This is a genomic window from Belliella calami, from assembly GCF_022549695.1.
Classification (GTDB): domain Bacteria; phylum Bacteroidota; class Bacteroidia; order Cytophagales; family Cyclobacteriaceae; genus Belliella; species Belliella calami.
The window spans coordinates 427,054-439,297 of the sequence record NZ_JAKZGS010000002.1 but is presented as its reverse complement, the minus strand read 5'-3'; the positions used below and the strand labels follow the sequence as shown (position 1 = coordinate 439,297).

Here is a 12,244-nt window from a genome sequence, read left to right as displayed (position 1 = left end):
GATTTTAAAAATTGCTTCCCAATCTTTCTTGTACTAATTGGATGCAATATTCTTTGAAAGGTTCATATGCGATATGCTCGAAAACTTCACCTGCGAATGCATAAAGCAACAAGCCTTTTGCATGTTCTTTACCAATTCCTCTAGCTTGAAGATAAAACAACGCCTCATCTTCCAACTGCCCTGTAGTACAGCCATGTGAACATTTGACATCATCAGCCCAAATTTCCAACTGTGGTTTTGTGTTGACGATGGCATCTTCAGACATTAGAATATTGTTGTTTTGCTGAAATGCATTTGTCTTCTGAGCATCTTGTCTCACAAATATTTTCCCATTGAATACTCCTCGGGATGAATCCGCAAGGACACCTTTGTAAAGTTCATTGGAATCACAATGTGGCTTGGTGTGATCTACATTGGTATGATTGTCAACATGTGTTTTGCCATTCAACAAATAGAGACCATACATATTTCCTTCGCAACCACTGTCAAGTAAGTTCAATGTGAGATTGTTTCTCAGCATATCACCTTGAAGCTGGGTAGCAACAGAAGTGAAAGTCGCATCTCTGTGGATGTCTGTTGCGAAGTTGTTTGCACCAATTGCTTTTCTGTTTTCGTTCTGCAATCTGTAATAATAGCCATGGGCATTTTGATTGACCTTGATTTCTACGACTGCATTGGAGAAATAAACTTCTTCGTCCAAAGAAACAGTGTTTTCAATAAATGTCACCTCTGCATTTTCAGCAATTTCAATCAAGATTCTTGAATTAATTATTTGCCCTTCATTTGCTTTGTTGAAATGAATCAGGAAAATAGGTTTTTCTACTTTTTTTCCTTTTTCTACAGAAATATGGATTCCATCTTCGAATGCCAAACTATTGAGAGCTGTAAAAGGATCTTTTTCATTTTTGGCGATTTGACCCAACAAGTCAGGTTGTGTTTCTGACAACTTTGAAAAAGAGTAGTTTTGGGCAGAAATAGATGACAATTCTGCATCAAAATGACCATTGTTGAATACAACAACATCACCTTCAAAACCTTCAAATAAATTTGATTTTAAATTTTCTGAAGTAAGTTCAGATCTTTTTGCACCTTTGAACGAAGAGATATTTTGCTCAATTTTTTTACTGATTTGAGTAAACTTATACTCTTCCTCTTTTAAGTGGGGAAGTCCTTTCGCTTCCAAAAATTCCAATCCATTCTTTCTCAAGTTTTCAAAAGTCGAGAAATTGGGATTGTTTTCCAGAAACAGGTCTGTAGCTTTATTTTTAATAATAGTAGTCATTGTATGGGATTCTTTAAGAAATGAGTGGAATTAAACAGAAGCAGCGTCAGCTTCTTCTTTGATCCAGTCGTATCCTTTTTCTTCCAATTCCAAGGCAAGTTCTTTTGTGCCTGATTTTACAATTTTTCCATTGTATAGAACATGGACAAAATCCGGTACGATATAATCTAGCAACCTTTGATAGTGAGTGACTACGATTGTAGCATTTTCAGAAGACTTCAATTGGTTTACACCATTTGATACAATTCTCAATGCATCAATATCTAATCCTGAGTCAGTTTCATCCAAAATGGATAGGGTTGGCTCAAGCATGGCCATTTGAAAAATCTCGTTTCTTTTCTTTTCTCCACCAGAAAACCCCTCATTCAAAGATCTGCTCAAAAGTTTTTGATCGATCTCTACAAGTTTCATTTTCTCTTTCATGATAGAAAGGAATTTCACAGCATCAAGTGCTTCTAGTCCTCGGTATTCTCGTACTTGGTTGACAGCTGTCCTCAAGAAATTGGTAGAGCTCACACCGGGGATTTCCACAGGATATTGAAAAGCCAAAAACACACCTTCTCTAGCTCTGTCCTCAGGAGAAAGTTCCAAAAGGTTTTTTCCTTTGAAAGAAACTTCGCCTTCTGTGACTTCATATTCTTCTCTTCCTGCCAATACAGAGGCCAAAGTAGATTTCCCTGAACCATTAGGCCCCATTATCGCATGGACTTCTCCTGGCTTAACTTCAAGGTTGATACCTTTTAATATTGGAGTGCCTTCTATTGAGGCATGTAAATTCTTTATCGTTAACATTTCGTAATCTTCAATTTTTCTAATTCAATTCTATCTATCCTAAAGCTTATCCTACAGATCCTTCTAGAGTAAGAGCAAGTAGTTTTTGTGCTTCTACTGCAAATTCCATAGGTAGTTGATTCAAAACTTCTTTTGCATATCCATTGACAATCAAGGCTACAGCATCTTCAGTGGCTATACCTCTTTGATTGCAATAGAATAGCTGATCTTCACCGATTTTCGATGTAGTCGCTTCATGTTCAACTTTAGCTGAAGAATTTTGAATATCAATGTAAGGGAAGGTATGCGCACCACATCTATCACCCATTAGCAAAGAGTCACACTGAGAGAAATTTCTCGCATTGGTAGCTCTCTTCATAACTTGAACTTGTCCTCTGTAGGAATTTTGAGATTTGCCGGCAGAGATTCCTTTTGATACAATCCTAGATTTGGTGTTTTTACCAATGTGAATCATTTTGGTACCCGTATCAGCTTGTTGATAATTGTTGGTGACAGCTACTGAGTAAAATTCCCCAATAGAATTATCACCTTTCAAAATACAAGAAGGATATTTCCATGTCACAGCCGAACCTGTTTCTACTTGAGTCCAAGAAATTTTTGAAAAATCGCCGGCACAAATACCTCTTTTCGTCACAAAGTTGTAAATTCCACCTTTGCCATTTTTGTCACCAGGGAACCAGTTTTGAACAGTAGAGTATTTGACTTCTGAGTTTTTGGCTGCGTAAATCTCCACAACTGCAGCGTGAAGTTGGTTTTCGTCTCTTTGGGGAGCAGTACAGCCTTCCAAATAAGAAACATAAGACCCTTCTTCTGCTACGATCAGCGTTCTTTCAAATTGGCCGGTATTGGCAGCATTGATTCTGAAATAGGTGGAAAGTTCCATTGGGCACCTAACACCTGCCGGAATGTAACAGAATGATCCATCAGAAAATACTGCTGAATTCAATGCAGCATAATAATTATCAGTCATTGGGACTACCGATCCCAAATACTTTTTCACCAATTCCGGATGTTCTTTTACAGCTTCGCTGAAAGAACAAAAAACAATTCCCATTTTGGATAAAGTGTCTTTGAAAGTCGTACCAACAGAAACCGAATCCAATACAGCATCCACTGCAATTCCCTGCAATTTCTTTTGTTCATTGAGTGAAATTCCCAATCTTTCATATATCTGCAAAAGTTCAGGATCTATTTCATCCAAACTTTTTGGTTTGTTAGATTTTTTTGGTGCAGAGTAATACTTCAGACCCTGAAGGTCTATTTTAGGATATGTGACATTGGCCCATTCTGGCTCTTTCATATCAAGCCAAGTTTTGAATGCCTTCAGCCTCCAGTCAAGCAACCATTGTGGTTCTTCTTTTTTGGCAGAAATCCACCTAATGATATTTTCATTTAATCCTGTGGCAGCTTCATCGACTTCCATATCGACTGACCATCCATGTTCGTAATCCTTTGAAGTAAGCTCTTCTAAAATTTGATTGTCTTTGCTCATGTGTGTGAGTTATTTAGACTAATTATAGTTTGTGATGCGAAGATACAACATTTATCTAAAATATATTGTTCAAACAGATTCATAAAATCTATATTTGATAGATATTATGAATGGTAACGTATTGAAAAAGAATTGATTGAAAATATAAAAAGGCTAGGTTTAGATAACCTAGCCTTGATTGATAAATTATAAAAAATCTTAGAAATTTAACAAATTTATTTTATTTAGATTTAATCTAATTTATTTTTACTTTAATTTAGATTTTTCCAGTCTTATCGAAAAATTGAATTGGCCTGTTTATACTTTCTTCCAATACGATCAAGGTTTCTGTTCTATCAATACCTTCTACTTTTTGGATGTTATCTAAAACTGTCCTGAGATGATTTGTGTCTTTACAAATTATTTTTGCGAAAATGCTATAATTTCCAGTTGTATAATAAGCGTTGATAACTTCTGAAATCTGTTTTAAATTTTCAATCACCGTGTCATATAGAGAGCTTTTTTCCAAATAAATTCCAAGGAATGCAGAGATGTCATATCCCAATTTTGAAAAATCTATGTTTAAGGTTGCGCTTTTCACGATCCCCATGTCTTCGAGCTTACGCATTCTCACATGCACAGTACCAGAAGAAACGAAGACTTTTTTTGCTATTTCAGTGTATGGAGTTTTTGCGTCATCATTTAAAAGTGAAATGATCTTCAAATCCACATTGTCAATATCTAAAATTTTGTCCATTATTTTGAGGTTAAATTAGAGGTATGTTAATAAATCAGTCGTCAAATTATGAAATACTTAAAAAAATGCAAAATAAATTTTTCAATTTGTAAAATTGGAGAAAATACATTTATTTTGGCATCTAAGAATTAAGAGTGAATATTATTTGGTAATTATCAAATCGTATCAAATAAAAAATTGAATAATCAAAGATTGTCTTTGTAATTCAGTATTTTAATTAATAAAAACTTTTAATCTCTAAAGTTATATTTGGGTTTATATTCTGAAAAGGGTCTTGCTATTGGCAAGACTTTTTTATTTTTAATGAAAAATTTAAAATGCATTAATATAGGTTTGAAAATATTTATTCTGTATTTTTGATTGTTGATGTTAATATATTTTACATGAAGGTCACTAAATCCATATTATTTCTGTTTGTTTTCTTTTCCAGTGCTATATGTTCAGTATATGCCTTTGATTCAGCAGAAATAGATGCTTCTGAAAAGGGAAAGATTATCTTGAAAAAAGGAAATCTTATTTTGTATAAGAATGATAATGATTTGGTAGTTTCTTTGGAGCGGATTCTAGAGAATGGTGAAGACAGCTATTCGGTAGATTTTGGGTCAGCTTGGGTTTGGCCGGCTTTTACATTAGAAATGGTTGAAAGTTACACTCCTTTTATTTTCAGAACAAAAATTAGTGCCAGTCTTGAAGAAGTAAAAGTGATTTTGAACATTGATAATAAGGGCAAATTAATTGGATATAAATTTTTAACGGAAGTAGACAAAGGTCTGGAAGAGCGAATGGCGCATGTGTTACGCAAGTTACCTAAATGTCTGCCTGTTCCAGGGTATTCAAGATATGATGCTACAGATTTCGAGTTGACTATCAGAAAATAATTGAGAAAAGTGTTTAATTGCCATTCCCTACCAAATATTTGGTAGGGATTTTTTTTGAGTGGTTAGGAATGAATTGGATAGGCACTTAACTTTAACTCAAACAAATCTATCCGCAATATGAAGCACATTATACTTATTTCATTTTTTCTTTCATTATGCATCAGCATGTCAATCGCCCAATCCGCTGATAAACTTCTAAAATCAGCGAAAGTCTGGCCAGAAGATGATGACAAAATGAAAAACTATGTAGTCTCAGGAGAAAGACACGGGCAATCATTTTTCAAGAAACATCAATTCGTAGAAGTTCAGTATGAACCTGAAGAGACATTAGAATTTGATATTTACCATACTCCAAAAGTCATGTATCACTGGTATTTGAAGTGGGCAGAGCAATATCCCGATATCACAGAGTTGTATGAGGTAGCTACTTCTTTTGAAGGAAGACCGATTATCCAAATGACTATCACCAATAAAAATACTGGAAAACATACGGATAAGCCTGCTGCATATTTTGAAGGAGGGAGGCATGGCGGAGAAGTTACTAGTAGTGAAGCGGTACTTTGGTTGACCAAGCATTTGTTGGAAAACTATGGGAAGGATCCTGAGATTACAGCTTTGATTGACACAAAAACAATCTATGTAAGGCCTCAGAATAATCCAGATGGATCTACCATGTATCTGTACACAGAACAGAGGAATAGGAGTACTGTTCGGCCATATGATGTAGACAAAGACGGCTTAATGGATGAAGATCCAGAAGAAGATCTCAATGGAGATGGGATTATCCATAACATGCGAAAAAAAGCTGTGACAGAGGAGGAAAAGGAGAAAGCAAATTATACCCTTGATCCAAGAGATCCAAGTGGAAGGCTGATGAAGAGAGTATTTGAAGGCCAAGGTGAGTGGTTGATGTATACGGAAGGTATTGATAATGATGGGGACGGTAAGTTCAATGAAGATGGGATTGGGGGGTTGGATTTGCATAGAAATTATCCGGAAAACTGGCGTCCTGATTCTGGAGGGGATATGACCGGTAGAGGCTATACCCAGTGGGGAGCAGGTGAGTATCCTTTGAGCGAAATAGAAACGCGATCTACTGTTCTTTGGCTATTGTCTCACCCAAATATCTCAGTGGTCAACTCATTGGATACAAGGGTCCCAATGCATCTTAGACCGCCATCAACATCTTCAAGTGAGGAAAGTATGTTTCCTTCAGATTTGGAGTTGTATAAGAAATTTGATCAGATGGGAATCGATATCACAGGTTATCCATGGGCAGGTGATGTGTATGAAACTTACAGTACAAGATATAAGACAAATAGACTTACTGGAGACCCTTTGAAACCGAGTCCATTGTTTGGGCATGGGCCTGATTTCGGATATTTCTATTACGGAGCGATGTGGTATGGCGATGAGTTGTGGAACAATGGCGCTATGAAAGATTATGATGGTGATGGCGTGTACGACGATTATGATGCTCTGATGTGGGATGACGAGGAAAATAGTTCCAATGGATTCAGAAAATGGGAAAAGTTTGAGCATCCTCAGTTAGGAGAAGTTGAGATCGGAGGTTTCCATCCAAAATTCTTTTCCCAAAACGGCCCGCCTTGGCAATTGGAAAGGTGGATCAAAAAGCAGTCATTGTTTAACCTGGCTATGGCGAAGCTATTGCCACAAGTAGAGATTATAGAAGTAGAGGTGGTGGCAATAGCTTCAGATGAATATGAAATATCTATAGAATGGACAAATTCTGGAGGTCTTCCGGTGGCTTTGGAGCAGGCAAAAAGAGTGAAAATTGTACAGGAAGATAGATTGATCCTTGAATTTGACAAAGAACTGTTAAAAGGTTTTGAAAATGCGAAAGTGCAAATCACCCAGCCGGAGTTGTTTGATAAAACTATTTACTCGGGCTACACTGATGTAAGAGAAGTGAAAAAAGAAAGCTTTAGAGTAAAGTTAAATCAAAAAGAACCAGTAAAAGCTAAATTGAAACTGCTATCTACCCGTGGTGGATACTTGGAAAGGGAAATCACAATTGGAAAATAATTAGAATCTTCTCTTTTGGAATATCATTAGAATGAAAAGTCTTAATAGATAGTTCTTATACTCACTATTTTCCATTGATATAAAACTTAAGGCAATTCAATAGGAACTTTATTTACTTGTCCTCAAATAAATTGAAACATGGATTTAAAAATTAAAAAGCTATTAGGTTTAGCTCTTTTATTTGTTGTGATAAATGCCAGTGCACAGCAAAAAAGATCTTTAACTCACGCAGATTATGATGGATGGGAATCTGTTTCTTCTGACAAAATTTCATCCAATGGAGAATGGGTTAGTTTTGAGGTCAATCCTCAAGATGGAGATGGCCGATTGGAAATCGTTGGACATAACAATACTGGAAAAAGATTTGTCATCCCAAGAGGAGGTAGGTTTTCCTTTTCAAATGATAATAATTTCGGTGTAGGAAGAATCGTGGCAGAGAAGGATTCTTTGAAAGTACTAAAGTTAAAAAAGACCAAAGGAGAAGATATGCCAAAAGATTCACTTTTTGTCATTCAGTTGGCGACAGGTGATATAGAAAAGCTATCTAGAGTCAAATCTTTTGCGACTCCAAAAAAAGACGCAAACTGGTTGGCTGTTTTGTTTGAGAAAGCCTTGCCAATAAAACCTGCCAAAAGGGAAGAAGGTGACACTACAAAAGTGGAAGCTCCCGAAAAACCAAAGAAAACGGATGGCACCAAACTTTTGGTTAGATCATTTGATGGAAAATCAGTTTATGAATATGATAGGGTAAAGTCATATGGCTTCTCTGAAAATGGTTCACACTTATATTATGTGAAAGCCACAGAGGATACTTTGAAGAATGAAGGAATTTTTCTTTTGGATTTGAAAACAGGAGTTTCCCAAATTATAGATGTTGGAAAAACAGAATATTTATCGACTCAATTTTCGGATTCTGGTAAGCTATTGGCTTATTTGACGACTGAGGATTCTTTGAAAACCAAAAAGCCCTATTATGACTTGTATCTATATGATATAGCAAAAGCAAATAATCAAAAAATAGCAGAAAAAAATTCATCTGGGATACTAGAAAATGGAATGATTAGTAAATCAGGAAGAATTAATTTTTCAGCTGATGACAGTCAGGTTTATTTTGGGACAATTTCTGATTATGCAACCTTTGCATATGAAGATGATACCACGATTCTTGATGATGAGCGTGTCAAATTGGATATATGGGGTTGGCAAGATGCCGAAATCCAGCCTATGCAGTTGAAAAATAAAGGGAGAGAGGAAAATAAAAGCTATTTGGCAGCTTATAGTATCAAGGATAAGAAAATCATTCAGATAGGTGATCAACAAATCAATAGTATCAGTTACGACACCAAGACAAAGCATAAAATAGGTATTGCCACTGATGATTCGCCTTACAGAAGAGAATACAGCTGGAATACGCAAATTGGCAGAGATACTTATTTGGTAAATCTTGAAAATGGTACTAAAACTCTGATTCAGAAAGCACTATCAGGATATGCTCAGCTTTCTCCTAACGGAAAATATGTGTATTGGTATGACAATAGTGATAGTGCATGGGTAGCATATGATATAGCATCAAAATCAATCAAGAATTTGACTAAATCCATGGAAGTCAATTTTTATAATGAACAACATGACTCACCTTCTTTGCCAGGAAGCTATGGTGCTGCAGGTTGGATGAAAGATGACAAAGCTTTCTTGGTTTATGACAAATATGATATTTGGAAAATAGACCCTACTGGAAAAGAAGCTCCCAAAAATATCACATTGGGAGAAGGAAGAAAGCAAACTATTGAATTTAGAAGACAAAAACTCGAAGAGGAAGAGAAAGAAGGGATTGATCCAGCTTTGCCTTTTGTGTTGACTGCTTTTCATGAATATAATAAGAAAAACGGATTTTATACAGGAGATATCAATGGTACAAAAGCTCCGTCTTCTATTGTTTTTTCTGACCATAGATATATGGGCTTAAACAAAGCAACAGAATCGGACAAAGTAACTGTGAGAAGATCAACTTATCAAGATTATGCTGATGTTTACGCTACCGATATGTCGATGTCACAGTTGACAAAGCTTTCTCAGGCAAACCCTCAGCAAAATGATGTGAACTGGGGGACTGTTGAATTGGTCGAGTACTTTGCCAATGATGGAGTACCGTTGCAGGGGTTGTTGTTTAAGCCAGAAAATTTTGACCCTAAAAAGAAATATCCAATGATGGTTTATTTCTACGAAAGGAATTCTGATGGCTTGCATAGTTACAGAGCGCCAGCACCAAGTGCATCAACTATTAATATACCTTATTTTGTAAGTAATGAATATTTGGTGTTTGTTCCGGATATTAAATATGATTTGGGTCTTCCTGGACCTAGTGCATACAATTGTATAATTCCAGGTGTTCAATCGATCGTTGCAAAAGGTTTTGTTGATGCAGATAATATGGCTATTCAAGGCCAAAGCTGGGGTGGCTATCAAGTGGCGCATTTGATCACGAGAACCAATATGTTCAAAGCTGCAGGAGCAGGGGCTCCAGTAGTGAACATGACTTCAGCTTATGGTGGTATTCGATGGGGAACTGGTATGAGTAGGATGTTCCAATATGAACAAACTCAAAGTAGGATAGGTGGTACATTATGGGAAAAACCTCTGTATTATTTAGAAAACTCTCCTTTGTTCTATATGGATAGAGTTCAGACACCAGTTTTGATCATGCACAATGATGCAGATGGAGCAGTTCCATGGTATCAAGGAATTGAGATGTTTATGGCTTTGAAAAGATTGAATCAGCCAGCTTGGTTGTTGCAATACAATGATGAAGATCATAACCTTGTCCAAAGAAAAAACAGAAAAGATCTCTCGGTAAGATTGTCGCAATTTTTTGATCATTACCTCAAAGGTGCTCCTGCGCCATTGTGGATGACGGAAGGTTTACCTGCAATAGAAAAGGGTAGGACTTTAAAGTATGAGTTAGGTGATAATTAATTGATTTTTCTATTAGAAAGCACCCCTTCATAAAATATTTGAAGGGGTGTTTTTGCATAAAATAAAGTGATGTTTTGATGAAAAAGTAATCTATTCTATCATAAAAATAGAACGACCTCATACATTTATTGAATTTACATAAAATACTAATTTGAAAAACCTATATTTGAAATTCGCAAACCAAAATTAAACCCCATATAATCAATTTCAACCTATGTTATTAGAACCTTTAGATCTCATTGTATTCATTGGCTATTGTTGCCTAATTATCGGAATGGGTCTTTTTGTCTCTCGGGAGAAAAAGGGCCATGTTAAAAATTCGCAGGATTATTTTCTTGCTTCCAAAGCTTTACCATGGTGGGCTGTTGGAGCTTCTCTTATTGCATCCAATATTTCCGCAGAGCAGTTTATAGGAATGTCAGGTTCCGGGTTTGCACTTGGATTGGCGATTTCGACATACGAATGGATGGCGGCAATCACGCTTATAGTAGTAGCGATTTTCTTTTTGCCAGTCTACATCAAAAAAGGCATCTATACCATGCCTGGATTTCTTTTGGACAGATACGATACTCGAGTAAGGACTACAATGGCTGTTTTTTGGTTGGCCTTGTACGTATTTGTGAATTTAACCTCAGTGTTATATTTGGGTGCCTTGAGTTTGAACACGATCATGAATGTTCCCTTGACATATGGGATCATCGGATTGGCGCTTTTCGCAATGATTTATTCAATTTATGGTGGCTTGAAGGCAGTAGCTTGGACTGATGTGGTTCAGGTTTTCTTTTTGATTGCAGGTGGTTTGGCGACCACCTATATAGCTTTGACGATGGTAGGTAGTGGAAGTGCATGGGAAGGATTGAGTCTATTGAGACAAGAGGTTCCAGGACATTTTTCCATGATACTTTCAAAAGGGGAAATGATGATCCCAGATGGCAAAGGAGGTACTAGGGATGCTTATATGGATTTGCCTGGAATCAGTGTTTTGGTTGGTGGTATGTGGATCACTAATTTGAGTTATTGGGGATTCAACCAATATATCACCCAGAGAGCACTTGCTGCCAAAAGTTTAGATGAAGCCCAGAAAGGGATGATCTTTGCAGGTTTCTTGAAATTGTTGATGCCTTTGATCGTCGTTATTCCAGGGATTGCGGCTTTGGTCATTGTGAATAATGGTATAGATACGGGTTTTATCGAGTCGATGAAAGACCCAGTGACAGGAATTATCAAATCTGATAGAGCATATCCTACTTTGCTACAATTACTCCCAACAGGTTTGAAAGGCTTGGCTTTTGCAGCATTGACGGCAGCTATTATTTCTTCACTGGCTTCAATGGCAAATAGTACTTCGACTATTTTTACAATGGATATTTACAAAAAGTATTTTGGTCAAAATGCTTCAGAAGCAAAGCAAGTAAAAGTGGGAAGAATTACTGCTGTAGTGGCATTTGTCATAGCAGCGATTGTAGCACCTGCCCTAGGAGAATTGGATCAAGCATTTCAGTTTATTCAAGAATATACAGGCTTCGTAAGTCCAGGGGTTTTTGCTATATTCTTCTTTGGTGTATTTTGGAAAAAAACCACTTCAAATGCAGCCCTGACTGGTGCAGCGCTTAGTATTCCGCTTTCGGTAGTCTTGAAAGAGTTTTGGCCTTCCTTACCATTTTTGGACAGAATGGGGTTGGTATTCCTCATCTTGGCAGGCTTGATGATCTTGATCAGCTTGGTAGAAGGGAAAGGAAAAGACCATCCAAACAGTATTGATGTGAGTGGTGACATTTTCAAAACAACCTTTGGATTCAAAATTGGTGCATTTATTATTGTATTGATAACAACAGCCTTATACATCGTTTTCTGGTAAAAATATTAGAATGTATTTGAATTTGCGGTAGTGATAGTATTAGCTATAAAATTAATCCATACACAATCGTTAAAATTCTAGATTAGAGTTCTATTATTTTATTCAGTTTTAAATCCTCAAAATTTTCAGATTTTCTGAAAGCTTTGAGGATTTTTATTTTCATGGCTTGAAAGTTGTTTTAATTCAA

Annotated in this window: 8 protein-coding genes; 4 read left to right on the top strand and 4 right to left on the bottom strand. The window is 36.4% G+C overall.

Annotated elements, in window-relative coordinates:
* Positions 1-4: 4 nt before the first annotated feature.
* The 4 genes from sufD to MM236_RS04125 form a co-directional block, all read right to left on the bottom strand.
* Complete coding sequence (gene sufD, locus MM236_RS04140) at positions 5-1,282, bottom strand: Fe-S cluster assembly protein SufD (RefSeq protein ID WP_241273664.1); 1,278 nt, start codon at positions 1,280-1,282, stop codon at positions 5-7.
* 30 nt (positions 1,283-1,312) lie between these two features.
* Positions 1,313-2,074 (bottom strand): Fe-S cluster assembly ATPase SufC, encoded by a 762-nt coding sequence (gene sufC, locus MM236_RS04135; protein WP_241273663.1) that lies wholly within the window; start codon positions 2,072-2,074, stop codon positions 1,313-1,315.
* A gap of 46 nt (positions 2,075-2,120) precedes the next feature.
* Positions 2,121-3,566, bottom strand: a complete 1,446-nt coding sequence (gene sufB / locus MM236_RS04130; protein ID WP_241273662.1) for a Fe-S cluster assembly protein SufB — start codon at positions 3,564-3,566, stop codon at positions 2,121-2,123.
* A gap of 256 nt (positions 3,567-3,822) precedes the next feature.
* Positions 3,823-4,302 carry an Lrp/AsnC ligand binding domain-containing protein gene (locus MM236_RS04125; protein WP_241273661.1) on the bottom strand — a complete coding sequence of 160 codons (480 nt, stop codon included), beginning with the start codon at positions 4,300-4,302 and terminating at the stop codon, positions 3,823-3,825.
* A gap of 383 nt (positions 4,303-4,685) precedes the next feature.
* Between MM236_RS04125 and MM236_RS04120 the strand changes: the two genes are divergently transcribed.
* The 4 genes from MM236_RS04120 to MM236_RS04105 all read left to right on the top strand — a co-directional run bounded on the left by MM236_RS04120 (position 4,686) and on the right by MM236_RS04105 (position 12,057).
* Entirely contained in the window at positions 4,686-5,180 is a 495-nt protein-coding gene (locus MM236_RS04120) for a hypothetical protein (RefSeq protein ID WP_241273660.1), read from the top strand.
* Between the two features lie 117 nt (positions 5,181-5,297).
* Complete coding sequence (locus MM236_RS04115; RefSeq protein WP_241273659.1) at positions 5,298-7,226, top strand: M14 family metallopeptidase; 1,929 nt, start codon at positions 5,298-5,300, stop codon at positions 7,224-7,226.
* A gap of 138 nt (positions 7,227-7,364) precedes the next feature.
* On the top strand, positions 7,365-10,199 hold the full coding sequence (locus tag MM236_RS04110) for a S9 family peptidase (protein WP_241273658.1): 2,835 nt from the start codon (positions 7,365-7,367) through the stop codon (positions 10,197-10,199).
* A 214-nt stretch (positions 10,200-10,413) separates the two neighbouring features.
* The gene (locus MM236_RS04105; protein ID WP_241273657.1) at positions 10,414-12,057 is read left to right on the top strand and encodes a sodium/sugar symporter; all 1,644 of its coding nucleotides are present in this window, start codon (positions 10,414-10,416) and stop codon (positions 12,055-12,057) included.
* Positions 12,058-12,244: the final 187 nt, after the last annotated feature.

Bases quoted from the DNA above. Each gene is read 5' to 3' on its own strand.
- MM236_RS04120 (WP_241273660.1), top strand. From the start codon at position 4,686: ATGAAGGTCACTAAATCCATATTATTTCTGTTTGTTTTCTTTTCCAGT.
- MM236_RS04115 (WP_241273659.1), top strand. From the start codon at position 5,298: ATGAAGCACATTATACTTATTTCATTTTTTCTTTCATTATGCATCAGC.
- sufC (WP_241273663.1), bottom strand. From the start codon at position 2,074: ATGTTAACGATAAAGAATTTACATGCCTCAATAGAAGGCACTCCAATA.
- sufD (WP_241273664.1), bottom strand. From the start codon at position 1,282: ATGACTACTATTATTAAAAATAAAGCTACAGACCTGTTTCTGGAAAAC.
- MM236_RS04105 (WP_241273657.1), top strand. From the start codon at position 10,414: ATGTTATTAGAACCTTTAGATCTCATTGTATTCATTGGCTATTGTTGC.
- MM236_RS04125 (WP_241273661.1), bottom strand. From the start codon at position 4,302: ATGGACAAAATTTTAGATATTGACAATGTGGATTTGAAGATCATTTCA.
- sufB (WP_241273662.1), bottom strand. From the start codon at position 3,566: ATGAGCAAAGACAATCAAATTTTAGAAGAGCTTACTTCAAAGGATTAC.
- MM236_RS04110 (WP_241273658.1), top strand. From the start codon at position 7,365: ATGGATTTAAAAATTAAAAAGCTATTAGGTTTAGCTCTTTTATTTGTT.